The following is a 25,554-nucleotide window of genomic DNA, read 5'->3' on the forward strand; positions in this document are numbered from 1 at the left end:
AATGAAACAGGCATTATACAAAAATTATGCGGACGACATAGCTCATATGTTACGCACTGGCTCAAAAGGGAAAAATAAATCAAACATGACTTTGAGTAAAGGACTGAGTGGACCAGTTATGGATACAAGCCCAACAATGAATTGGTTAAATGAGAATAAACGAGAAGCTAATTTCAGGAGCCTTAGTGCTCTAAATTCTATTACCGGAACTGAGGTAAGGTATGCGGAGAAATTAGGCTCACATCCGAGTTTTTCTCATTTAAAAAGCACCAACAACAGTGAGTATCATTACATTGTTACTATGTTTGTTGACATTAAAAATTCTACCGGACTTTTCAAAAAATACGATCCAGATGTGGTGGCAAATATTTGCCGGGTGATTCAAATGGCGGCAATACATACCTGCTGGTATTTTGACGGTTATATCCATCGTCTGCAGGGTGATGGCTTAATGGTTTATTTTGGAGGCCGTAACGTTACAAAACAGAAGGCAGTTGATAATTCTCTAATGGCAGCTTCCTTTATAAGTTATTTTATGGAGAACGACTTAAGAAATATGTTTGACGAACAAGGTGTGAAACGCATTTACAGCCGTATAGGAATTGATTTTGGGGATGATGAGGATACTCTTTGGCATAACGCGGGGATTGGGGAATGCAGCGAAGTAACCACGACCGGGCTTCACACCAGTTTGCCTTGTAAGATGCAGGGACAAGCTGTTAGCAATGGTGTAGTAGTGGGAGACAACATTATCAACTATAAAACCAGCCATGCTGATTATTTCAAACATCTTACTTATAAAAGTGATGGCGAAGAATCTGATTATATTTATCAAGAGCCTGAAAACCGATTTTATTATAAACAGCATGAATTTAACTGGAGACGCTACTTAAAAAACCATCCGTCTATTGAAGAATCAGAGGATGGGGAATTAAAATTTAAAGATGTAATTCTCCCAGCAAGTACAAACGTTCTAAATAATATGTCTCAATTACAACAAAATGCTACCGGTTACAAACCTTATTTTACGGACAAGTAATAAGAAAATAAAAAATTTCGAAGATGATAAGGATTCAGTTCTTAAGCTGAATCCAGGTCTTCGATATGATGGTATTGTAAACATTAGAAACAAAAAAGGGGTAGAGAAGTTTAACCGATTTTCAGGTCAATACTATTTGCTAGATGAGAATAAGCAATTAATAGAGTCATTTGAAGTGGTTATAGGTGTAGATATTAAATATCCGAATTCCTTCCCGATATTAATTCTATTAGATGATCATTTTGAAAAGTCTGATAAATATCACATAAATGAAAAAGGCTTTGTTTGCCTTGAGCATACCTATATTGCTAATGCAATTGCGGCCGGCGGACTACGCCTAGTAGATTTTGTTGACTATTACCTACCCAGGTATTTTTCGTGGGCTTTGGTTAAGAAGTTTGGTGATGCATCTGAACTGGAAGAGTGGGATCATCATGATAAAGGAACTATTGAACTTTACCAGATACTTACAGGAGTTTCAAGCAAAGAAGGGATTAGTGCTTTTTTAGAGCGTTATCTTACTGAACCTAAACCACGTAGAAATACGCCTTGCTACTGTGGTGCAGATGCTAAATTAAAAGATTGTCATTGGAAGGAAGCAGTCTTTTTACATAGTACACCGAGAGCACAAATTAAGAAGGATTTAGGATTGTTTGAATAAATAAAACAGTCAGGAACATGCCTTTTTTTGTTTGTATTGGCTTATATAAATGAAGCAACGTTTATCAACGAGTAAAGAAAAACAATTATTTACTATCAATGAAAAAACATTTAAACTTCCTTTTCCAAAAGATCTATCAGTTATTGCGTCAGATATTAATGAGATAAAGGTAGGGATGCCAATTTTAATCGATAATGACCGAACAATTGCAAGGGAAGATAAGGAAGATCAAAGGGTTCATACTAATTTAGTTCCTTCAAACGAAAATGCTGAGAAAATTTTTAAGGAAGTAGCCACGCTTTGGAATAATTATGAAAATGATTTATATAAGGATCATTTTAAACCATTGAGTAATGATTTAAGTGATGAATTTGATAAGGAACTTTTAAAGCTTGATAAGAAAAAATTACTTATGCCAGAGTTAATCAAGAATAGTGTCTTAAGTAATGTCTCAGAAAAATTCATTAAAAACTTTTTTCTAAATAAAATAAAAGGCTACTTTAATACAATAGAAGACTTACAGTCGTTATATTTTTCTGAGAAAAGAACCCTTTATGAACAAGCTGGAGAGGATTTGGTAAATAACTTCTTTGAAAAAAAGGGAAAAGAATATTATAAGACTAAAGTAATTGCAGATGCTATTTATCAAACAGAGGGTGGTAAAATTGTAATTGATAATATGATAAAATTAATAGATCAAGTTTTTCAATACAAATTGACTAAACCGATCATTAAAGAAAACAATAGTGATTTTCTTGAAGATAAACTCGATTATTTTTGGTTTAAAGACAAAATAAACGTAGAAACTTTTCCCAGTTTCGGGGTTGATAGTTTGAACATCATAACAAGACCTGATGAAGAAAGACTATCGTTATTTTGTATTGGTGGAACACAAACGGCAAAAGTAGCCGTAAAAAAATTTACTCCAATTGATAATAAAGGTGAAATTGGTTATGACGCAGTTGTTATTCTACAATATGGTGATAAATTTGGTGTGTCTGAAAGTGATTTTACTAAGGATTTAAAGTATGCAGAATTTACCAATTTAACAGAGTATAATTATAGAGCAGGAGTTATGGCTCAATGGGTTTTGCAACATCAGTATGGTTATAAGCCTTTTGATGATTTTTTGACTTATACAATTAAAATGAAAAGAGTATGGAAAAAATGAAAATGATTTTTAAGCAGTTTATTATCTCTGAAATAATTATAGTTTTTGGACTCTTGTTTTATGGCGTTTATGGTCTTTATAATTGGAGGTGTAAGTTTAATTATGAAATTAATGAAGAAAGTTTAAAGACAATACTGTTTCAATTATTATTCTTTTTTTTGGTTATTAGTATATATAATATATTTTATACTCCTATTTTTTTTATTATGAAGCATTTCTTTACAAAATGGCTTCAAATAGCATTCACTCTTTTGTTCTCTTTCTCTTTAATATTGTTAATTTATAATGAAAGTTCACTTCAAAGATATGCGAGGTATGCTCATGATGGAAATGAAACATCTTCATTTAATCTCACCTTTTTTATTGGAGATAATTATTTTGAGGTTTTGAGCTTTTGTTTTTTATGTTTGATTCATTTTATAGTCACTTTGATTTTTTTTAAAAAGAAAAATTAAATTTTTAAATATTACTAATTTACTTGTTATAGTGTCTCTTTAATTTATATTATGAAAAAAAATATTTTTTTTGGTAACCTTACTATTATGTGTAGGTTATGTTACAGCACAAACCCCAACACTTCAATGGCAGAAGACATTAGGAGGAACTTTGGAAGATATGGCTTCGACGATTATACAAACATCGGACGGAGGGTATTTAACAGTTGGCTATTCTTATTCATCCGATGGAAACGTAACGTTAAACCATGGTGTTCAAGACTATTGGGTTGTTAAGCTTAATGCCACAGGAACTATCGAATGGCAAAAGTCTTTAGGAGGGTCTGATGAGGACACTCCTACCAGTGTTGTTCAGACAACTGACGGTGGTTATGCCGTTGCCGGTTTTACAGCTTCAACGGATGGTAATGTAACAGGAAATCACGGAGAGTATGATTATTGGGTTGTGAGATTAAATTCGACCGGTACTATACTTTGGCAAAAAACATATGGAGGAACAAACAATGATATGGCTTATAGCATTGCTCCCACCTCTGATAGTGGATTTATAGTTGCGGGTCTTACTACCTCTTACGATGGTGATATAAATGATAATAATGGAGGAGGCGATGTCTGGATTGTTAAAATTAATTCTTCAGGTGTTTTACAATGGCAAAAAACTCTTGGCGGTACTGCTTCTGACCAAGCAAAAAGTATCAGCCAAACAGCCGATGGAGGTTACGTAATGGCCGGTAAAACGTATTCCAATGATTTGGATGTGTCAGGAAATCACGGTGATTATGATTTTTGGGTAGTAAAATTAGACAGTGCCGGAACCATTCAGTGGCAAAAAGCTTTGGGAGGGACTAATGAAGATGAAGCCATAAGTATAATTAAGACTACCGATGGCGGTTATGCTGTAGCTGGCATTATTTATTCTAATGCTAGCAATGGAAACATTACAGGCCAGCACGGAGAGCATGATTTTTGGGTTGTTAAATTAAATTCGTTGGGCACAATACAATGGCAAAGACCACTAGGCGGTAGTAATTCCGATAGAGGCTACTCCATAGTGCAAACCAATGATGGCGGTTTTGTTGTTGCCGGGAGTTGCCAATCTTATGATGGTGATGTAGTGACGGGCAACAATGATAACGGTGGCGTGTGGCTTGTAAAATTGAATACAGCAGGAGTTGTTCAATGGCAGAAGCCATTTGGCGGTTCGGAGTATGAAGAAGCCTTTTCTTTAATTAAAACAACTGATGGCGGATTTGCAGTGGCTGGCTTTACTTATTCTAATGATGGAGATGTATCAGGAAATCATGGCGACAGCGATTTTTGGATTTTGAAATTGAGTGGAGAGAATTTAGCAACCACTGACTTTCAAAGAAATGGTATCATCGTATATCCAAACCCTGTTACTGATGTATTGCAAATACAAGGACTGACTGAACCAATAACAGCTATCAAAATCATAGACCTTACAGGAAAGACCGTTTTGGAACAACCAACGAGCAATGATTTTTTTAATGTTGTACAGCTTCCACAAGGTATCTATCTACTTGAAGTTTATACAGAAAAATATAAGCATAGCTGTAAGTTTGTGAAACAGTAGTTTTATTCTTTTTTCTTCAGATATTTATAATGACAAAGAAAATAACCCCATATAAGCAATCATTGCATAGTGATGATTTTACAATTATAGTTGAACCAACAGATTTTGATCCAGAATCTCAGCAAATTCTGATATCATTAGATAACAAAGTTGTTGAGGGTGTTTACAACCCTATAACAAAAAATATAACGGCAAAATTTACTTCTCCTACACATAAGACTTATGATGTTTTGGAAGGTGAGTTTGTATACAACCCCTTGAGAATAAAAGTATTTGCATATGATTTTGAGAAAGAAAGAATCGTTGATGCTAAATTGCAGGAGTTTTTGTTTAACCCCCAAAGGTTAGAATATGTTCCTTTGGATAAGTTACTAACAACGTCTCCAATGATTATAAGCAAATGGAAAAAAAGACTCCCTAACAAGATTATTGAATCTAATAATTTAACTGATAATTTAGAGATTGACAGTAAGTTCTATTGTACGCATTGTGAGGAAGAGTTAACTTTAGAATTGTTAAAGAGTACAACAGGTTTAAATAAACTTTCATCAAAGCAAACATTAATCATTAACTCTATACTACCATTTATAAATCTCTACAGAAAAAGTTTTGGGTTAGATACTTGTTTAAAGAAGGCACACTTTGTTGCTCAAATAGCTCATGAAAGTAAAAATTTTTCAACCTTAGAGGAAGACGAAACATATAGTTCAAATATAACTTTAGGAGAATTTAGTAAAAATAGTATAGAAATAAATAAAACCATTCTGGAATCATTAAAGGATCATTTAACTGATATTTTTAGTATTACAGATTCAAAAGATAAGGAATTATCTAAAACTAGTGATGAAATCAAAAATATATTGTTAGATAAAAAACCAAAAATTATCGATGGAGAGCTTTATGGATATTTTCTTTAGGATCTGAAAAAAGGTAAAAGTAAAAAGAATAGTAAGCCAAAATTAATTTTGGAAGTTTTAAAAGAAGACAAGTCTGTAGATTATAAGATTTTCATTAAACAGCATAAGCATTTTGGAGTTCCACTTCTTTCACGAGCATACGGAAAGTATCCAAAAGATGATCGCGGATTAGGTAATGGTGATGAGTTATCTCGTGATGGTTGGAAATTTAAAGGAAGAGGAATAAAACAAGTTACGGGCAGAGGGAATTATAAAGAATTTTCTGAATACAGAAAGAAAAATAAGTTTACAGATGATGAAAGTGGCTATGTTGATTTTACTGCTGAAAAAGAAAACGAAAGCTTAAAAGGAAATTATTTAAAATTATCGGATGAATATATTTACGCTACCCAATCTGCTTTTTGGTTTTGGAACTCAGGAACAGGAATAGGTAAAAAGACTAAAAAGTATGCTGTTGATTTTGCAGAGGAGGATAATTTTGACAAAGTTTGTGAATGTATTAATAAAAACGATAAAGAAAATAAACCAAAAAGAAAAGCTAACTACAATAGAGCCAGAAAGGTTGGCGCTTTTGATATTAATAGGCATTATAGGTTAATGGCAGAGGGAGGTACTGATGCACAAAAAAAAGCAGGGTTAGATTATTTAGAGAAAAGGAAAGCTGCTGGTGATAAAGAGGCTGAAAAAATTCTAGAAGAATATTATAAAATGAACCCTAAAACTACTAAAAAAGATGAAAAAAAATAGGATGTTATTATTGTTTTTTTTGTTTCTTAACCAAATCTACGGACAGAAATTAATAATTCTCTCCGATTCTGTTTTTGTTGACAGTTCTTATTTTAGAATTAATGAATTAAAAATAGATTTCAAAAACAAGATTGTAAAAGATATCTACAAAGTATTCCAAACTTCATCAAAAGTCTTTAACAGACCATTTGTAGGTTTACCAGAACAAAGACTAAAAGCTAAAATCGACACTTTGAAGTTCTACATAAGTGAAAAAGAGTTAGAGACAAATAAGTATAGCTTCGAAAATTACGAAATTTATCTAGAGGAAAGGGATATTGTTAACTTTTCAATTAACACAACACATTATCAATCGCCGTGGGAGGACTGGGATTATTTTCTTATTGATTTGATTTCCGGTAAAAAGATAGAATCAGATTTATTCATCAATCCAAACAGAGTTTTAAAAAAATGTAAATCTAAAATTAAGAGGGAGGGTTTTAATTGCAAAATTTCTTTAAGAGATTTAAGGAGTTTTAAGTTTAATATGAATGAAAACAATGATGTTATCGGTTTAGATATTATATTTTTTGATTATAATCATTACAGGAATAGTGGATACGAAATGATAATTGTACCTTTTGAGTTAAACGAATTGAAAAAAAATATATATCCTGCATTATTTGATAAAATTTTGCATAAAAATTAGATTCACATTTATAGCTTTCTGAATGCTAATCTTTTAATGATGAATTTGATTTTGTATTCATAAACGATTAAAATATTAGAATGATAAACCTAAATTTATTTATCCTTGCATTTGCAATTTTGTTTGGTTGTGCTGAACAAAAATACTTTAGAGAAGTGCCTTCAGATGAGGAAATTACCCTTTCTCTCAGAAAAGCTTATCCAGAAGACTATCTGATTATGAATGTACCTTTAAAATTCAATTTGTTTATAAATTCACCAAAGATCAAACAGGTCGGTTTTTTTTTAAAATTAGATGGCAGGAGAATACAATTAGGAGAAGGTTTTATGATGAAGAGCGATAAAAGCGATAGTTTTATTTTTGGTTTGGATGATTGTTGTTTAGGCGATAAGTACGAAAATTATCCTGAAAGTATAAGATTATATTTTCGAAAGAAAATTGACAAAAAGCAAGCGGTTGAACTTATCAAAAAATATTCTCCTAACACATCGATTAACAATATAAAAACTGAGGACGATACAATTTCGTTGGGTTCTTACCAAGCCTATAAAAAGTCTAATCCTGAATTTCAAGCAGAAATGCAAAAGTTTCCCGATACACTGATTTTGCGTATAGTGACAGGTAGAAAAGGAAAGGTGACTTTAATTAGAGAAAAAATAAATTGGTAGTGCTTTATGGAACTGGCAAAGAATGGATTAATAACTATTATTGGTTTTTTAATTTTATTTTCTTGTGCCTCTAAAAATGATTTAGAGATTAAAAACGAGTTAAATAACTATGATATAAAAGTCATAGTACATAATAAAGATAGTTTGTTTGTTGGGATACCTTTTTCATATTCAATTAAAAATAATTCTTCTGGTTTAATTTATCTCCATGACTATGGTTTTAAATTTGAGAATGAGTTTATGAGGCCTATTATTTTTAATGAAGATAAAATAAACTTAGAATTGAACAATCAAGTTGATTCAAAAAAGATAGAACCGCATACTTCAAAACTATTTCATATTTATAATTTCATGTTAGTTTCAAATACAAAAATTGACTCTAGTTATTGGTTTGGAAAAAAGTTTAAGAATCAAATACAAGAAAAAAATTTATTAATAGATGATGCTAAAAATTATAGAAAAACAGAAGATTTTTTTAGATTGAAAAAGCTTTTTGAAAATGATTCAATTTCATTTGTTTTTAAAAGCAATGATGAATATTACATATTTAAATCAGCTAGAATCGGAGAAGATAAATTTAATACTATTACCTCTGATGATTTATCTAAGAAACCAAATCTGAGGACAGAAAGCATATACAAGCCAAGAAACTAAGGTTAATCATTTATCGTTTATCTTTAGTGTGACTAGAAAAAGCAATTAAGTTAAACATCTCTCTCATCCGACTACGAACTCTGTTGCCATATTGCGCTTCAATTTCTGACGCTGAAAGATTAGTAGTAATGTGGGTTTGGGTTCTTTTACTGATGTATATGTCATAGCGACTCAATAGTATTTCAGACATTACATTGCACTCGTTACCAAAGTATTTCAAATTATTTTCTAACCCTAAATCATCAAAGCAATAAATTTTAGGCTCTGATTTATAGAGTTGACCTTTACTGTATTTGTGTATTACATTGTAACCATCTTGGATAAATTCAAAGCTTATATCGCGACATGGTTTGATTGAAAATTTGAATTCAGAGGGTGTAAGGTACTTCATTAAGTTCATTAATGATGTTTTACCGCAACCGATTGGTCCGGAGAGTAGAATCCCTTTTTTAACATTAACACCTAATTGAAAGCAAGCCTGTTCATCTTTTAAGAAATAGGCAATTAGTTTGTAGATTATGGGATGATCTTCTTCTATTATTTTGAAGTGGTTTCCATAAAGTTCTTTTCCTTTGGATTCAAGCCATGTGATTAGGTCCTCGTAATTGTAGTGTGATTTTAATTCTTCCATATAGGATAAACATTTCATTTTTTTAGCTTCTTTACTTTTTAGCTTCGCTCAGTTCGCCTTCGGCTCGGGTGTCTTGACACAAAAAGTAACAAAAAAGTCAAGCCTGCAATCGTTCGGCGACCTGCTATTTCTTGATTCCTAAATCAAAAAAACTCGCTATGCTCAAACAGTTTTTGATTTTTACGGAATCTTTGAAATGCAGGTGCCCGCCTGCCACGATTGAATGGCAGGAACTGAATATACACGCATGATCGTCTTACAGTGGTTCAGCATAATTTTTGTTAGTTACAGCAGTGAGATGATTGGCTGTCTTTGATTGTAACACTGTTGGTTTCTGATTGAAAATTTGGGTTTTGTGCATCCAGTTTTTAGCCGCAGCCTGCCAGTCTACCATTGGGTTTTTTCCGCCCACCAGCCAACCGTTACTTTCATAATAGTTGAAAAATTTTTCCGCCTCTGTGCTTACAAATTCATGCCGGGTGAAATAGTTTACGATTTCTTCCCAATCGGGTTTTTGAGATTTTAATGATGGCGCTATTTCCTGTACACGCGGTGTAAGCAAATCATCAGTTGCTTCTTCTTTTTTTGCGCAACTTTTTTCTTCTTCCTTTACACTACCATTACTAAAAACCGCATTGGTAATTTCATTTGAGTTAGCGTGCGCGTGTTTACTCTCGTTTGATTTATTTTGAATGTTTGTATTGTTTATATAAGGTATCACTGCCTGTTCATTACCAGTATTTTGCTTGTTTACAACTTGTTCACCAACCGATTCAAGAAAAGGTTCATTTTTTGAACTTGTTTTGGGTTGCGGTTTCAGGTCGGCTGCAAAATTGAACATGATTACATGGCTACCTCTGAATGGGTTATAGGATGGCTCATACTTTATATAGCCCAAAGCATGTAGGTGCTTTAGGCATTTGTGATATGTGGCTTTTGAGCTTATCTTGCTGATTCGCATTACCTCATCCCGGGAAATGCTTATAGGATTTTTGAAGCGGTTGCAGTTCCAAAATTGGAATAAGGCAATGTATAGGCTTACATGAGTAGGGTTAAGGGTTTTGTCCTGCGTAACCCGTTCGAAGAAGCCGGTTAGGTGTTTGATGTAGTTCATGAGAATTAGGAATTAAAAAATTATGAATTACGAATTATGAATTACGAATTGGAGGGTTCTCGATACTTTCACCTTTAGCGAAAACTCGAACTGACGGAGGAAACAGATTTCCATGTTATGCGAGGCAATTAGTCTGCGCTCAGTTTGACAAGTTATTTGAACAATGTTGGCGTCGCGGTGACTTTGTTGGCTGAGAGGAGTTTTTCAATGTCGGCATTGTTGTAGTAGAGGATGCCGCCGATTTTAGTGTAGGATAGGGTTTTGTTGATGCGAAGGGTTTGGAGTGTCCCGGGGGAGATATTTAATAGTTTACGGACCTCTTTGGATTTGAGCCACTGTTTTGCCGGCTGGATGTTTGGTTTGAGAAGTTCTTTTATATCATTGAGCAGTAGGCTTCTGAATTCGTTTAAATCTTCTCGGGTAATAACTTCGATTGCCATAACGTATGTTTTAGATTGTTATGGGACAAAATTGTATGGTTTAGTTGGTTTTATATCACAATTGCATCACAAGTTGTGATGGTTTTTTTGTGATGAGGTACTAAGACTCCGGGGTACTATGTTTCAGAGATAAAGAAGTTTTCCGCCTTTTTGGGAATGGCACTAAGCGTGAAAATTATATAGGAAATGAGTTTTTTAGTTGTTGGATAAAGAAGGTAGGTGGCATTTCGAGGCGTTTATTGAAGGCTTTGGTGAAGTTTTGAGTGGAACCAAAACCGGCTTCTTCCGCCAGGGCTTTGTTAGTGTAATTACGGAACTTGTTTTCTGTTTTCAGTTTATCAACTATGTAGTCTATTTTTAAGTCACTGATGTATTCTATAGTTTTTTTGCCACGGTATTTTAAAATTACTTTGGACGCATATTTGGGATTTGTTTTAAGATAACCGGACAGCTTAATTAAAGTCATGTCTTTTTCAAGATATTTTTTATTCTTTTCAAATTTTTCCAGGTTTTGAAGAATAGTTTTAACCAGTTCAGGATTGATTTCGAAACCAGTATCATTGTTGTTTTCGGTTAGTTGTTTTAATGGTATATCCTTTTTAGTCATTAACTCTTCAAACTTTAACTTGTAACGCTTTTTGTTTCGTTGGTGTCTCCAAACTAAAAAAATAACTACTCCTGTTAGTGATGATATAACTGTATAGTGCACACGGTAACCGGTAATCATTTGTTGTTTGATTTGATTTTTATCCAGTAATAGTTTTTTGGTGTCGTATTCCTTGAAAATTCTTTTGGACAAATACTTGTAATTGTTACTAAGAATACTGTCGACTTTTAGTAAACGGTCTATGTAGTGTAATTGTAACTGTTGATTGTTACTTTTTTTGTAGTAATCAATTAGGAGTTCATAGGCATGTCGCAAATCAGGTTTGGTGTAATTGTATTTTTGAAATGACTTATCAATTTTTTTAAAATAGGATATGGCTTGTTCTTTTTGGTTTAGTCTCCAATAACTCATTCCAATATAAAAGTTGGCCAACGTTTCATTAGCAAAATCTTTGCGTGATTGCATTTGTGGAATACTTTTTTTTAACTCAGTAATGGCTCTCTTGTAGTTACCTGTGCCATAATTGTTTATGGCCTCTGAGTGATTGAAATAGGCAATCATTGTTGTGTTTTCAAGTTCTTTGCAGCTTTGTAAGCCTATTTTGTTATAATAGGAAGATTTATTGTACTTCCCAATTTTATTGTAACAAAGCCCCAATGAGTGGAGGGTATTGAGATATGCAATATCACTTTCTTCTTCGAAATAAATAAGACATTCTTGAAAGAGTGAAATCGCTTCGTCATAAAAGCCCAAGTAGTATTTAGTATGTGCTATAGAATATTTTACCTTATAAAAAGCTTTCTTATTTTTTGTTTGCGAAATATAACCATCCGCCATTAAATAGTTATCAAGTGCTTGGTTGTGTTTTTTTTGGTTGTAATAAATTATTCCCTTTGTTAGATATGCTTGGCCAATAGTTTCAGCATCTATGGTTTTTTTGGCTGCGTTTATTAAACTATCGGCATAATTCAACCTCATTTTTTCATACTCCAAAAAGATTATTGCTCTGTAAGCTTTTGTGAGTTGTATCCAGTTTTTTTCTGATTTAGATTTTGCTATCCATAGTCTTGCAATTTGCTTTGACTTAACGCTGTCTGATTGATTAATGCTTTCTTCGAAATAATTGTAGTTTTTAGCCTCAAACTCATGCATTGATTTTTGTGCCACTATACTTTCACAAATCAAAATCAGAAAGATTAGGTTTCTTATTTTATTGTTTAAGAATAGGTTATATAAAATCATTTTTGAATAGGTTGTTTAGTTGAAAATTGTAGCTAAATTATTAAAAAACAACTATGCTTAGCAGTTAAAAATGTATTTAAAACAATACAATTAATGATTTTTTGCAATGTTTTGATTTTTTGTGTTTTACTGATTTAAGAACCTGTGAAATTCGTGAATGGCATACTTTTAATTCGTGAATGGTTTACCGGATGGTTTGCGCACCCTTTTATCAGCCTATAGTTTTGCTCTGAATTCAAAGGGATTTGCCTACTGTAAATCCAACCTAACGTTCAGATTACCCCGGGCGAAATGAACTGATGTAACAACAATCAGTACCATTTAAAACATTAACCATTTATGAAACCTTATTATTTATGTATTTTATTTATTACCCTCTTCATATCATGTAGTGACAGCAATGATATTACTGATAGCAATATCAGTAATCAAAGAGTTATAAGTGCTATTGATGATTCATCTGAAGCTATTAATTATGCTAATCCACATGATTACGCCGGTCAAATTCATCAAGAATTATTAACAACCTATTACAATGCTGATGGTTTACCTTTTACTTTGTCTGGTATAATTACAACGGCAACCACTGTTGCTAATGCAAACGATTCCTTTATGAGTTTGACTAAAAACGCACCTTACCACTTTGGATATGCTGACCGTGTAACTTATATTGTTTCACAGCCTGTTGGATTTCAGGATGCCATTATAAACGAATCAATCCAAGATAGTGATGCTCGATCCAGTTTTAAAACCTTTGTTATTGAATTATTGCTTGCTTGTGAAGAAGAGGACGATTTTAGTGTGCTTTATGATTCAATAGTGGCTTATGAAGAAGCCGTTTACAACGATTCCAGTTTAACCAATCATGACAAACAAACGATACTTATAACCACCTCAATTACCAGACATAGTGTATATGCTAGGAAAAAGAAGCCCAAAAAAGACAAAGATCCTGAGTGGCAATATATGGTAGGGAATATTTTTGCGGCATTGGATGGAGCGGATAATAGTGTTGAGGATGCCATTATGAAAGGATTGGTTACCGGGATAGTGGAGAACACAAAGTGAGTTTGAAAATGATTTGATCAAAGGTTCTGAGGTATTATTTTACTGAGCTTATTTGGGTTATTTGATTTTGGTTGTAATCAAGAGTAATCTTAGTTTTAGTTTGCTTTCAGAATACTACTTATACCACTAAACTGCATAGATGGCTGCTTTAATCAAGTAGCCATTTATTTTTCATCGCCCTGTTCGATTCGTTTGATTAGGTTTTCTTTTAGTGTATCGAGAAAATGTGTTTTTTCTATGGTTTTGCGGCTTTTGATTTCCAAAAATGTTCGGTTGAATTGTCCTAGTTCGATATTGAAAAATGACTGGATAGCGGTTACGGTTTCATTAAGACTACAGTTGCCATTATTGAATGTTCCTGTTGCATGCAGTGCATAGACCAGTTCTACTAGTGATGCTTTGGAGGATGACCAAGTTAAATTTTTAGCAGTATGGGTCGGATTTTTAATAGTCTTCAATTTAGAGTTGAGGTATTCTTCAATTGTTTCATAGGCAATGATTTGCGCTACTTTGTAGTCGTGAGAAGTGGCGAAATTGAAATCTGATTGAAAATAAAAGCTGTCTAAAGTTAGTTTGATATCGTGCTTTCCTCTTAAGAAGTATTTTTTATCAAGCGTATTGTTCCCGGATTTATAATACTTGTAGAATTCGATGTTTTCTTTATGGAATTTTTTTAGTTTGTGTAAGTATGCTTCATAATGTTTTTTGGCACTTTTAGCAGCGCTAATTGGTTTAGTGATCTCTATGTTATAAATTTCATTGAAAAAAATCAGTTTTGCAGCGAATTGTGGTTTTATTGTTTTAAAGAACTCAATTTCTTCTGACTTGTTTTCGAATGAGTAATCATAAAATTTGGTTTTCAGTTTTTCTATTGTTTTTATAGTAGCTTTTACACTCCACTCGGATTGCTTTATGATGCAATCATTTTCGGTTTTAATATTGAGTAGTTGTTGTTCAAGTTCCGCCATCAATGATGCAGCAAATGACTTCATAGTTGGTTGGGTTAGGGTTTGAGCAAATCTAAGTTTACCATAAGAGGCTACCAAGAGTAGCACTGTTTCATTCACGAATTGAATAGTTGTATTCCCGAATATTATAGTTTAGTTATTCACTATATGTCAATTTTACACCAAAGTTTAAAAGTAAAATTAGTTCTATAATTTAATGGTTTTGATATGGTTGCGGTTATACCAACGTTGGTTTTATATGTTATTCTAATTTATTTATTCTGCAGAGAGATTCAAAAGGATTTCAAATTTTATCTTGAGCAAGATAGGTTAGCAGATGAACATGTTTTGAGAGAGATTGAGCGCTTTTTAAAAGAGAAAATTACTGAATAGACATCAACTCATTTTGAATGTTAATACGGGCTTGATTTTCGTATTTGTTGATGAAATGCTCAGTCTTGTAGATGCTGTCCATTTGCAGAAAATGCTGTAAAGCTTTTTTTCGTCCTGAATTATAGAGAAAGTCGGGGTAGAGCGTATATTCCTCTCGAATGTTATCGGCATAAGCCTGATAGGTTTCCGGGTTTTGGCCCAGGATTGCTAAATCCGCATCTGTTAACCAATTGGTATCCGCATCTTCAGAAAATTGGTGGTTTTTTGTGGCTATGATGAGTTGAGCACATTTGTCTATTTTTTCGGCCGGATACTTGATTTCAGACAGTCTTTGCATAGCTAACTTGGCACTGTCTTCTTCATTTGAATTACTAGAAGCTTTGTAGATGATGTCATGGTAGAAAACGGAAAAAAGAACTGTATTCCAATCTTCGATTCTATCTTTAACCTCTTTCAGTTCGGTTACTATAGCCTCAATATGCTCAATTTTGTGATAAAACCTTTTGGGTTCGGAATATTTAGTAAATATTTCCAACCACATATTGTTGGCCAATTCGTGATCGGCAGAATATTGTTTGACGAGATGTAAAAAGATATCGGTGAGCATGAATATTATTGAGGTACAAATTTATTCTATTTGTAGCAAATAGACTGTCAAAAGAGACACAAAAATATGCTGTGTGGTATATACTTTCTTATGTTGAGAGTTATAGTAGCTGTGCGAATTAACTTTTTATGTTTTACCAACGATATGATTTAACTTCTTAAATTGCAGTCAACTAAAAATTGAAATAAGATATACATCATCAATTGTTATTTTTAAAGATATAATTAAATTTTTAAGTTCATGTTATCAGAGTCAGATGTAAAATACATAGTGAATTCGGGTGAGGGTTATAATGCAGAGTTTAAAGTTGGTTTACCTACTAATTTAAAAGCTGTAACAGAAGAGGTTTGCGCCTTTGCCAATGCTGCCGGAGGTGTTGTATTATTGGGTGTAGATGACAAAAATATTATCAAAGGTGTAACGATAGATAATTCGAAACGCTCTGCATTGCAAAACAGTTTAGGTGAAATTTCTCCTAAGTTGCATTGTCAATTTTATATGGTTACTGTTGAAGGAAAGGAGGTTTGGGTTATTGATGTCCCTTCGGGTTCCAGTAAGCCATATGTATTATCAGGAGCCATGTATGTTAGGCAGGGGTCTAATTCCCAAAAACTGACTACTGCAGAAGAAATGAGAGATTTTTTTCAGCAAGCCAGTAAAATATATTTTGATGAAGCTCCTTGTATTGAAGTTGATATCCAAAAAGATATACCATCATCACACATTGATGATTTTAAATTACGTGCCAATCTGAATTTTGCTATTCCTGAAATGCAAGTTTTGCAAAACCTTAAGTTAATCACCAGTGATGGTTATCTTAAAAATGGAGCCACTTTATTTTTTGCCAGTGATCCTCAAAGTTTTTTTGAAAAAGCTGTTATTCGCTGTGTACAGTTTAACGGAATAGATAAAAGGTATATTATTGACGATAAGACAATGACCGGTACTTTGTTACAGCAGTATTTTAAAAGTATGGATTGGTTAAGAGGGAAACTCAATGTTAGGTATGATATAGAAGGTGCCGGTGCCGGTCCCAGAATAGAGTTATGGGAAATTCCGGAAACCGTATTCAAGGAAGCTATTATTAATTCGTTGGCTCACAGAGATTACTATGATAATGGAGGTCGGATAACCATTGAACTTTTTGATGACCGTGTAGAAATTGCCAATCCGGGCGGTCTTGTAAGTGCTATCCCAAGGAGTGAATTCGGGAAAAGAAGCCTTACCCGCAACCCGCTTATTTTTGGATTGTTTGAGAAGATTAGGATGGTGGAGCATATAGGTTCCGGTATTGCCAGAATGCGCGATCTGATGCATGATGATGGGCTAACTCCTCCTGAGTTCAGTATGGATGGTATGTTTACGGTTACCTTGAGAAGACCTTTTGATTTTGATAAGTGGGTAGATAAGTGGGTGAATCATTTATCTGGAAAACGGATTATTATTCTTAAAGCGATGCACCAAAACCCAGCTATAAAGAAATCAGAATTAGTGAAAGTTACAGGGCTTAGTCCTACCGCTGTGGATAATAATATAGATGCCCTTAAAGATATAGGACTTGTTGAAAGAGAAGGGACAAAAGGAGGTAATTGGGTACTACATTATATAGTACCAAAGGTGGGTGAATAAATTATAAATACAACAGATGGTTGCAAGGGTCTTGCAATACCTTTGCAACTATATTATCCACGGCCTTGTAATGTTAGTTGTTATTAATAGTATTTATTTAGATTGGAATTTAAATGAAAAGTGGGTGAATAAGTGGGTGAATAGATAGAGGTGTTTGCAATGGCATTGCAACGGTAATAGCAATACCTAAACATATTCTGCAAGTTTTACTTTCTTGACATAAAGACTAGCTTTTATATCAATTTAACCAAGCTACTAATGTTATTATTTTTCTCAAATAATATTATTTTCCTTGAGGAATGATTTTACGAAAAATCTGCTCATACCGGCATAGGGTGTTTCCGGTTTGGTGAAAGCCATTAAGCTCTGAAGTTCTTTCTCAAACTCTTGTTTTTGCTCTGCACTATTGTCATTATTTAAGCGTCGCAATTCTCTTTTTACTCTTCCTATCTGGTCCAATAAAAGAAGCAGTTGTTTTTTTCGTTCCTGAACCAAATAAGTTCTTTGTAATACATAAACCTCAACGGATTTTTGTCCCTGAGGTGTAAGCGGAACAATTACAGCCTCTTTATCTTCATATGCAAAATGTAATGAAGGATCATCGGTGCAAGGGTTGATTAATAGTCTGGCGGATTCTTCTTTTGACAATTTTTGTTTGTGATTGACAAGACGTTTTTTTTCCGGGTTTAATGGAAACTGGTCAAGCTTACCATGACCTTCTAATTTATCTTCACCAAACAAAATATGTTTTCTGCGTTGATTGCAATGTTGACAGGCTAACAATTTATAAAAGGTGGTTTGGTTAGCATAGTAATAAGTTGTTTTGTAATGGTTGTTTAGAAAATACTAATCAATGTTTACCAGCATTCAATCACTTGATGTAAATAAGAGATAAGAAAAGTTAAATTATATGGTAGTATTGGAGATTGATTTTTGTTTGAAGTTAAAGCGATGTCAAAGGAATAATTTAAATGTTAAAGTATTGAACGTGTGATTATCTAATTTGACGGTCTCCGTTTAAAATAAAACAAGATTTAATAAATAAAATTTTAATAGTTATCCTTTTGGATTAGTTATGATGAAACTTCATAATCAAGTGTTTAATACCACAAGTATTTGTATTTTTTATTTTTTATTTTTTATAATGTTAAATAGGTGGGATGGTTACTTATTTTGTTTATAATATAGATTACATTTGTATAATAATAAATTTTAAAATCTTACTTTTATTATAAAATCTACAACAAATTTTATGTCTGTATTTGATAAAAAAACGCTGAATGATATTTATAAAGAGATTCAGGATACATATAAAACATCATCCTTACCCTGGGTAATAGGTTATTCAGGAGGTAAGGATTCTACAGCAACACTGCAATTAATATGGAATGCAATTGTCAAGTTACCAGTTGAAGAAAGAACAAAACCAATTCATGTAATTTCTACAGATACATTAGTTGAAACACCGGTAATTGTCAACTATATTAGTTCAGCCATTCAAAAAATGAATGCTGCAGCTAAAGAACAACAACTCAACTTAACCGCTCACACCTTGACACCTGAACTACAAGATACTTTTTGGGTGAATCTAATCGGTAAGGGTTATCCAGCACCAAATACAGGATTTAGATGGTGTACAGACCGAATGAAAATAAATCCATCGAATAAATTTATCCTTGAAAAAGTAGCAGAACACGGAGAAGTTATTTTGGCCTTAGGTATGAGAAGAAATGAGAGTGCTAATAGAAATAAAGTGATTGATAATCACGAGGTTAAAGGATATAAATTGTCCCGTCATGGTAAGTTAAGAGGAGCATGGGTTTTTATGCCGGTTGAAGAATTTACAACCGATGACATTTGGACTTATTTACTCAATCAGCCAATCTCTCCATGGGGAATGGATAATAGGCATCTTTCAGCATTATACCGTTCTGCACAATCCGGGGAATGTCCTTTAGTTGTTGATGATAGTACTCCATCTTGCGGAAATAGTAGATTTGGTTGTTGGACTTGTACAGTGGTCTCGAAAGATAAATCTATGGAAGCCATGATTGATTCTGGGGAAGAATGGATGACTCCATTATTAGATTTCAGGGATTGGCTTTCGTCTACTCAAAATCCAGAAGTAAAACCATTGCAAAGAGAATTTAGAGGTCGAGATGGAAGGATTAAAATTTCTGAAACAGGTAAATTACGTTATCGTACCTACAAATTGGAATTCTCAAAAGAAATGTTTAAACGATTGCTCGAAACTGAACGATTGGTAAAAAAACATGATCCAAAATATGAATTAATTAGCTTGGCTGAAATTGCTGAAATAAGAAGAATCTGGATTAGTGAAAGACAAGATTGGAATGATGAGCTTCCTGATATTTATCAAAACATTACTGGAAAAGAACTCGCAGGGACATTTTCTGATATCTTTGTTCCAGGCGCGACAGAGTTGTCGATACTTTATGAGTTATCTGAAGAGCATGATGTTCCTATGCAATTATTGCAAAGATTACTAGATGCTGAATGGCAAAGTTATGGGATGTTCAGGAGAGCTTCGATTCATTCAACAATTGAAAAAATTTTCGAAAAAGACTGGAGAACACTCGAAGACATACAACATCTAATTACCCAACCTGAGAATAATGATACAGAATGATAATTGAAAGTATAAGAATAACAAATTTTGGACTTTATAAGGGAGAAAACCTCATCTCTCTTAGCCCAAATGTATTAGCTAATAAAAACATTACAGTTCTTTCAGGACAAAATGGAGTAGGTAAATCGACGATGCTTGAAGCCATACATCTTTGCTTACTGGGTTCATTATCTATTGATAATAGAGTTTCCGAACAGAATTATGAAAAATATCTCTCTAAAAGATCTTATAAGGGACACAAATCAAATGAATTAACAAAGATTGAATTAAATATTGAGTTTGTAAAATCTGGCGAAGTTGTTAAATATAAAATTGAACGCTCTTGGACAAATAGCTCTTCAAATGTAGATGAAAACATTATAATTGAAGAAAATGGCAAGCCGCTAAATGAACTCAATAAAAAGGAAAAAAATTTATTTCTAAGGGAGCTTATACAGCCGGGTCTTGCCAAGGTTATGTTTTTTGATGGTGAGAAGTTATTATCACTTTATGATGAAAACAATTTAACCGGATTTATTGCTGAAAGCTGTCGATATCTGTTTGGTCTTAATTTTGTTGATCTTCTTAACACCGATCTAAATTATTACATAAATAAATTATATGCTCAAAAGGATGCTGTCCAAATTCTATCTGAAATCACCAAGTCCAAAGAAGAAATTGGAGAAATTAGAAGAGAGATTGTTAGCCTTGAGGATGAAAAATCAAAATTGTCAGATACATTACTTCAATCTAAAATTGAAGCACAACAGATTGAAAAGAGAATTTCAAATCAGGGAAGATGGCTTGGTAATACATTAAATGATTTAAAGCGTGAAAAATTACATTTAGAATCCGAATCAAATATCCTTAAAAAGGAACTAATTGAATTGTATAGTACGTTAGGTCCGTTTGTGTTTTGTAAAACACTTTTGCGCAAACTGAAAGAACGATTGATTATTGAAAAAGATATCAATAATTGGTTTCACGCTAGAAATCTTCTTGACAAAAAGCTCACCGAGCTTGCTACAAAGCTCAATGAATCTAAATTTCTTAAAAGTTTAGCTATTACTGAAGCTGAGGGGAAAAAGATATATGGCCCGATAAGAGAATTTTTGTTAACCAAACCAGAAATCTTTACTGACAGTGAAGTTGTTTATCATGAGATGTCTGATAGCGAAAGATCATTATTAATAGGATGGATTGACGAAATTCTTAACAATGTTGCAGGAGAAATTAAGAAAAAGTCGGAGCGGATTAGCGCCATTGATGAAAGGAATAAGTTATTAAATAAAGAACAATTATCATTTTCAAAAGATGATTTACTTGCTCCTCTTATGAAAGAGATTCAAGATGTTAATAAAAAGATTGGAGCTGATGAACAGCGATTGACATCGCTTAATAAAAAAATTGAAGAAGCTAATAAAAGAAAGGAGTTTTACACTTCTAAATTGACTTCTTTGGAACAGAAAATGCAGCTTGACACAAATGTAGACGAACGAATAAAATTAACCAATAGAACAAAATTGGTATTAGAAGAATATGGAAGACGCCTCTTAAACAAAAAACTAGATTTATTACAAGAAAAAGTTCTTGATAAATTCAACTTGCTTTGTAGGAAGGAGAGTTATCTTGATCAACTTATTATTGACTCACAAACTTTTGAAATAAGATTAGGCCGTAAAAATATTATTGTTGAGCATGCACATTTATCGGCCGGTGAGAAACAATTGCTTATCATATCCTTTTTATGGGGGCTTCGTGAACTGACCAATATATCACTACCACTAATTATAGATACACCACTGGCGCGTTTAGATTTAGAGCACAGGAAGGCATTTGTTGAACAATTTTTACCTGCTATACATCCGCAGGTTATTTTGATTGGTACCGATATGGAATTGGCTGGTGATGTAATGGATAGTTTAGAACCCCATGTTGCCAATCAATATTTGTTAGAATATGATTATGAAGAACAGGCGAGCAAATTGATTACGATTGATAGAATTTATAAAGAAAATATCACGAATGAAATTTAATAGATTACGTTTTTCTAAGGAAGCATCTGACGCATTAAATAAAATGAAAGGCCGAATGGCTCTTAATTGGAATGTAATATGTCGCATAGGATTTTGTATTTCCTTAAATGATATGGTTGAGCCTAATCCATCAGATTATAAGGCTGATGGTGATATTGAGATTGACCGAAAGATTTTGATAGGACATGAAGAAGAACTGTATATAGCGCTTTTAAAGCAGCGATGTATTGATGCCGGAATTGATGAATCACAATATTTTGATTATTTCAAAGCTCATATGAATAGAGGAGTGATTTTACTTTCAAAACGAATTGGAAGTGTAAAAGACTTTGCACAGTTAATACCGGCTTAATGGAACTTAATAAAATAATTTATCTTGATCATCATGCCACTACACCAGTAGATCCGAGGGTATTGGAAGTCATGTTACCTTATTTTACCGAAGTATATGGTAATGCTGCCAGCATTGATCACGAATATGGTTTTGTGGCCAAACAAGCTGTGGATAAAGCAAGGGAACAAATCGCAAAAGCTTTTAATGCACAACCGGAAGAGATTATTTTTACAAGTGGTGCTACTGAATCAAACAACATAGCCATTTTTGGTGTTGCTGAAAAGTATGTCGATAAAGGAAAACATATCATCACATGTGTTACTGAACATAAGGCAGTTCTTGATTGCTGTAAAAAATTGGAGACGCAAGGATATTTGGTAACTTACCTTCCCGTGGATCAATATGGTTTGGTTGATTTAGAGTTACTCGAAAAATCAATTACTAAAGAAACTATACTGATTTCGATAATGGCTGCCAATAATGAAATTGGTACCATAGCTCCATTGCAAGAAATTGGGGCAATTGCCAAAAAATATGGCATTATTTTTCACACTGATGCTGCACAGGCAGTGGGACACATTCCAATAGATGTACAGAAAATGAACATTGATGTTTTATCTGTATCGGGGCATAAAATTTATGGGCCAAAAGGTATCGGTGTACTTTATCGGAGAAAAAGTAACCCAAGGATTAATTTAAGCCCAGTTATTTATGGAGGCGGACACGAAAAAGGACTACGCTCGGGGACATTGAATGTTCCGGCTATTGTTGGAATAGGAAAAGCAATTGAACTTGCTCTAAAAGAAATGCGAACCGATTCATCAAGATATAAAGAACTAATTACTCTAATTTATACAACACTCAAAGCAGAATTTCCCGAGATAGTCTTGAATGGACATCCGGAACAAAGATTATCTCATAATTTGAATATCAGCATTCCCGGAGTTGAGAGTAAAGCTTTAATAGTTCAATTGAAAGACATTGCAATTTCTGCTGGTTCAGCTTGTACCACTACAAGTACAGAACCTTCTCACGTTATCTCTGCGTTAGGATTTGGGGAAGAGAGGGCACACAATGCAATAAGAATAAGTGTTGGCCGAAAAACTACTAAAGATCAAATTTTTACTGCGACGGATATAATTTTGGAAACAATAAAAAAAATTCGAGAACTTGTGTAAAGTTGAATTACTTTCTAAATTCGTATATTGGCTTAATTAAACCTTAAATGTGAATAGCTACAACCCTACATACAAAGAGATAAATATCAAGGAACTAAAACTTGATAAAGAAAATCCAAGACTTCCTAAATCCTTGCGAGGAAAGAGTGATGAAGTTATACTCAATTATATGTTATTAGATGCATCATTAATTGAGTTAATGCTTGCAATAGGTGTTAACGGTTTTTTTCCTGGGGAACAATTATTGGTTGTAAGGGATAAAGATCAAAAATATAAAGTCATCGAAGGAAATAGAAGATTTTCTGCCGTTACTTTGTTAAATAATCCTGAATTGGCAACAGTTCAGACTACTGCGATCGAAAGAGTTTTAAAAGATACTACTGAGCGACCTGTTAATATTCCATGTCTTATTTTTAGTAGTGAAGAAAATATACATACATATTTAGGCTTCAGACATATTACTGGAATTAAAGAATGGAGATTGTTGGAAAAGGCTCGATATTTACATTCTCTTTGGCTCAGTAATTTTTCTGATAAGTCTGTTGACAATGCAGCTCGTGAAATTGCGAAGATAATAGGGAGTAAGAGGGATTATGTTAAAAGAATTTTGATTGGGTTTGAAATATATAAAAGAATTGAAGACGCCGATTTTTACAAAATCAGAGATTTAAACGACACCACATTTTACTTTAATTATATAGCAGATAGTCTAAATAAGTCTAACATCGCAAAGTTTTTAGGAGTTGAACTTTTAAATGAGAATCCAATTGAGAACTTTAATGAACAGAATCTTGAAAAATGGACACAATGGCTATTCCAAAAAAATGATCAAAATAAAACTAGACTTCTAGGTGATAGTGCTGATTTAGCAGATTTAAATGCTATAATTGGTAATGAAGCAGCATTGATTGCATTTGATCAGAAAGGTTATACCTTAGAAAGAGCAAAAGAATTAACTGGAGAATTAGATGTAAAATTTAAATTATCTATACAGAAGGCGCTACAAAATTTAGAATTTGCTGATAGCTTAGTAGCAAGAGTAAAAGAATTTTACCCTGAATTAGAAGATGATTTAAAAGCAATAAGGACAACAAGTAGTAAAATTCGAAGAGTAATCGAGGAAATTAGAGATGACGAAGACTGAAATATTAGAATCTATAGATTCTTTCATAGAAAAAATTTCTTTAACTCCGCCTGAAGCATCTGAACATTTATTACATCTTTATGCGGATTATGTTGAATTAATGTCTTTATTTTCAAGAGATATAATATTTACTGTTGCTGAAGTTTTAGATCGTTTTAAGGATTCTGGGATAATTAATCAGGCTAAAGATTTAAGTCAGCAGTCAAAACAGAACGATGAAAATGAAAAGTGGGTAAATCAAATTTTTCAACTCATTGAAGATCGAGCCTTTAATTACAAAGAAATGTATCCATTTGTTTATAAAAACAGAAGTATTATTTTAAAGGATAAGTTATCAAATAAAGAAAAAATATATATTCATCTTTTATTTGGTTCAAATCTCAATATTTTTGGTAAATACTATGGAAATATTACAACTGATTTTGAGGAAATAAGTTATCAAGCTTTAGTGAATTATTTGCCTAAAAAAGCCATTGTCAAATCATTTGGTAAAAATTCAATGTATAAAGGTTATGCCGTAGATAAGATTAGGCAGTTAGCTAATGATATAAATATTGAGGTAAATGAAGAAGGGTTGGCCAGAATTTCGCCAATTGGTACTATGGAGCGAGGCCTGGATGTTATTGGATTACTCCCTTTTGATGATTGGGTGGGAAATAAATTAGTCATTTTGGCTCAATGTGCATGTGGGAAAAAATGGTATGACAAACAAGCTGAGCCTAAGAGATATGATAATTATTTAAAGTTTTATCGAATAGAATCTCGTTCTGCTCTTTTTATTCCTTATGCTATTATCGATTTTCAAAAAAGGGGTTTCCATCAAGGGGACGAAATAATTAATGTACTTATTTTTGAAAGGAAAAGAATTTTAGATTATTTAGATGATTTGAGCTTTTTTGATTCTATCTTATCTAAGATTATTATTGACAAATGTTTAGAACGAAAACCGGATGTTGTGTAA

24 protein-coding genes are annotated in these 25,554 nt (G+C 33.0%); 17 read left to right on the forward strand and 7 right to left on the reverse strand.

Translation table 11 applies throughout. The annotated features are described in order from the left end of the window. Nucleotide 1 precedes the first annotated feature (1 nt). The 9 genes from ACJG85_RS08735 to ACJG85_RS08775 all read left to right on the forward strand — a co-directional run bounded on the left by ACJG85_RS08735 (nt 2) and on the right by ACJG85_RS08775 (nt 8,594). The gene (locus ACJG85_RS08735; protein WP_412476157.1) at nt 2-1,039 is read left to right on the forward strand and encodes a hypothetical protein; all 1,038 of its coding nucleotides are present in this window, start codon (nt 2-4) and stop codon (nt 1,037-1,039) included. Then, nucleotides 1,002-1,700, forward strand: coding sequence for a hypothetical protein (locus ACJG85_RS08740; RefSeq protein WP_412476158.1), 699 nt, complete (start codon nt 1,002-1,004; stop codon nt 1,698-1,700). The genes ACJG85_RS08735 and ACJG85_RS08740 overlap by 38 nt, the downstream gene beginning before the upstream one ends. 49 nt (nt 1,701-1,749) lie before the next feature. Then, entirely contained in the window at nt 1,750-2,871 is a 1,122-nt protein-coding gene (locus ACJG85_RS08745; protein ID WP_412476159.1) for a hypothetical protein, read from the forward strand. Nucleotides 2,872-3,396: 525 nt separating this feature from the next. Then, complete coding sequence (locus ACJG85_RS08750; protein WP_412476160.1) at nt 3,397-4,920, forward strand: T9SS type A sorting domain-containing protein; 1,524 nt, start codon at nt 3,397-3,399, stop codon at nt 4,918-4,920. Nucleotides 4,921-4,949: 29 nt separating this feature from the next. Continuing rightward, complete coding sequence (locus ACJG85_RS08755) at nt 4,950-5,837, forward strand: hypothetical protein (RefSeq protein WP_412476161.1); 888 nt, start codon at nt 4,950-4,952, stop codon at nt 5,835-5,837. Nucleotides 5,838-5,885: 48 nt separating this feature from the next. Next, a complete protein-coding gene (locus ACJG85_RS08760; RefSeq protein ID WP_412476162.1) occupies nt 5,886-6,584 on the forward strand; it encodes a hypothetical protein in 699 nt (232 codons plus the stop codon). After that, entirely contained in the window at nt 6,571-7,272 is a 702-nt protein-coding gene (locus ACJG85_RS08765; RefSeq protein WP_412476163.1) for a hypothetical protein, read from the forward strand. Before ACJG85_RS08760 ends, ACJG85_RS08765 begins: the two co-directional genes overlap by 14 nt. Before the next feature lie 80 nt (nt 7,273-7,352). Further along, entirely contained in the window at nt 7,353-7,940 is a 588-nt protein-coding gene (locus tag ACJG85_RS08770) for a hypothetical protein (RefSeq protein WP_412476164.1), read from the forward strand. Nucleotides 7,941-7,946: 6 nt separating this feature from the next. Beyond that, nucleotides 7,947-8,594, forward strand: a complete 648-nt coding sequence (locus tag ACJG85_RS08775) for a hypothetical protein (protein ID WP_412476165.1) — start codon at nt 7,947-7,949, stop codon at nt 8,592-8,594. A gap of 10 nt (nt 8,595-8,604) precedes the next feature. Here the strand turns inward: ACJG85_RS08775 and ACJG85_RS08780 are convergent, their stop codons facing one another. The 4 genes from ACJG85_RS08780 to ACJG85_RS08795 all read right to left on the reverse strand — a co-directional run bounded on the left by ACJG85_RS08780 (nt 8,605) and on the right by ACJG85_RS08795 (nt 12,628). Beyond that, a complete protein-coding gene (locus tag ACJG85_RS08780) occupies nt 8,605-9,225 on the reverse strand; it encodes an ATPase (RefSeq protein ID WP_412476166.1) in 621 nt (206 codons plus the stop codon). A gap of 256 nt (nt 9,226-9,481) precedes the next feature. After that, nucleotides 9,482-10,339 carry a transcriptional regulator gene (locus tag ACJG85_RS08785; RefSeq protein ID WP_412476167.1) on the reverse strand — a complete coding sequence of 286 codons (858 nt, stop codon included), beginning with the start codon at nt 10,337-10,339 and terminating at the stop codon, nt 9,482-9,484. Between the two features lie 152 nt (nt 10,340-10,491). Next, nucleotides 10,492-10,779 carry a helix-turn-helix domain-containing protein gene (locus ACJG85_RS08790; RefSeq protein ID WP_412476168.1) on the reverse strand — a complete coding sequence of 96 codons (288 nt, stop codon included), beginning with the start codon at nt 10,777-10,779 and terminating at the stop codon, nt 10,492-10,494. A gap of 175 nt (nt 10,780-10,954) precedes the next feature. Further along, nucleotides 10,955-12,628: an AraC family transcriptional regulator gene (locus tag ACJG85_RS08795; protein WP_412476169.1), complete on the reverse strand. Its 1,674-nt coding sequence runs from the start codon at nt 12,626-12,628 to the stop codon at nt 10,955-10,957. Nucleotides 12,629-12,967: 339 nt separating this feature from the next. Here ACJG85_RS08795 and ACJG85_RS08800 point away from each other — a divergent pair, with 339 nt between their 5' ends. Beyond that, nucleotides 12,968-13,696, forward strand: a complete 729-nt coding sequence (locus ACJG85_RS08800) for a hypothetical protein (RefSeq protein WP_412476170.1) — start codon at nt 12,968-12,970, stop codon at nt 13,694-13,696. Nucleotides 13,697-13,860: 164 nt separating this feature from the next. On the opposite strand, the gene ACJG85_RS08805 is transcribed toward ACJG85_RS08800, so the two are convergent. Together ACJG85_RS08805 and ACJG85_RS08810 are read right to left on the reverse strand one after the other, a co-directional pair. Beyond that, on the reverse strand, nt 13,861-14,763 hold the full coding sequence (locus ACJG85_RS08805) for an RteC domain-containing protein (protein WP_412476171.1): 903 nt from the start codon (nt 14,761-14,763) through the stop codon (nt 13,861-13,863). A gap of 262 nt (nt 14,764-15,025) precedes the next feature. Further along, entirely contained in the window at nt 15,026-15,643 is a 618-nt protein-coding gene (locus ACJG85_RS08810) for an HD domain-containing protein (protein ID WP_412476172.1), read from the reverse strand. Between the two features lie 240 nt (nt 15,644-15,883). On the opposite strand from ACJG85_RS08810, the gene ACJG85_RS08815 reads away from it, so the two are divergent. Further along, the gene (locus tag ACJG85_RS08815; protein ID WP_412476173.1) at nt 15,884-17,272 is read left to right on the forward strand and encodes an ATP-binding protein; all 1,389 of its coding nucleotides are present in this window, start codon (nt 15,884-15,886) and stop codon (nt 17,270-17,272) included. Between the two features lie 273 nt (nt 17,273-17,545). Here ACJG85_RS08815 and ACJG85_RS08820 read toward each other — a convergent pair whose 3' ends face one another. Next, complete coding sequence (locus ACJG85_RS08820; protein ID WP_412476174.1) at nt 17,546-18,055, reverse strand: hypothetical protein; 510 nt, start codon at nt 18,053-18,055, stop codon at nt 17,546-17,548. Between the two features lie 469 nt (nt 18,056-18,524). Between ACJG85_RS08820 and dndC the strand changes: the two genes are divergently transcribed. The 6 genes from dndC to ACJG85_RS08850 are packed head-to-tail and all read left to right on the forward strand — an operon-like array spanning nt 18,525 to nt 25,554. After that, a complete protein-coding gene (gene dndC / locus ACJG85_RS08825; RefSeq protein WP_412476175.1) occupies nt 18,525-19,922 on the forward strand; it encodes a DNA phosphorothioation system sulfurtransferase DndC in 1,398 nt (465 codons plus the stop codon). Beyond that, complete coding sequence (gene dndD / locus ACJG85_RS08830) at nt 19,919-21,937, forward strand: DNA sulfur modification protein DndD (protein WP_412476176.1); 2,019 nt, start codon at nt 19,919-19,921, stop codon at nt 21,935-21,937. Before dndC ends, dndD begins: the two co-directional genes overlap by 4 nt. Continuing rightward, the gene (gene dndE / locus ACJG85_RS08835) at nt 21,927-22,289 is read left to right on the forward strand and encodes a DNA sulfur modification protein DndE (RefSeq protein ID WP_412476177.1); all 363 of its coding nucleotides are present in this window, start codon (nt 21,927-21,929) and stop codon (nt 22,287-22,289) included. Before dndD ends, dndE begins: the two co-directional genes overlap by 11 nt. After that, nucleotides 22,289-23,449, forward strand: a complete 1,161-nt coding sequence (locus ACJG85_RS08840) for a cysteine desulfurase family protein (RefSeq protein WP_412476178.1) — start codon at nt 22,289-22,291, stop codon at nt 23,447-23,449. The genes dndE and ACJG85_RS08840 overlap by 1 nt, the downstream gene beginning before the upstream one ends. 49 nt (nt 23,450-23,498) lie before the next feature. Further along, nucleotides 23,499-24,593 carry a hypothetical protein gene (locus ACJG85_RS08845; RefSeq protein WP_412476179.1) on the forward strand — a complete coding sequence of 365 codons (1,095 nt, stop codon included), beginning with the start codon at nt 23,499-23,501 and terminating at the stop codon, nt 24,591-24,593. Beyond that, complete coding sequence (locus ACJG85_RS08850; RefSeq protein ID WP_412476180.1) at nt 24,580-25,554, forward strand: hypothetical protein; 975 nt, start codon at nt 24,580-24,582, stop codon at nt 25,552-25,554. The genes ACJG85_RS08845 and ACJG85_RS08850 overlap by 14 nt, the downstream gene beginning before the upstream one ends.

The organism is Flavobacterium mekongense, from assembly GCF_047038255.1.
Classification (GTDB): Bacteria; Bacteroidota; Bacteroidia; order Flavobacteriales; family Flavobacteriaceae; genus Flavobacterium; species Flavobacterium mekongense.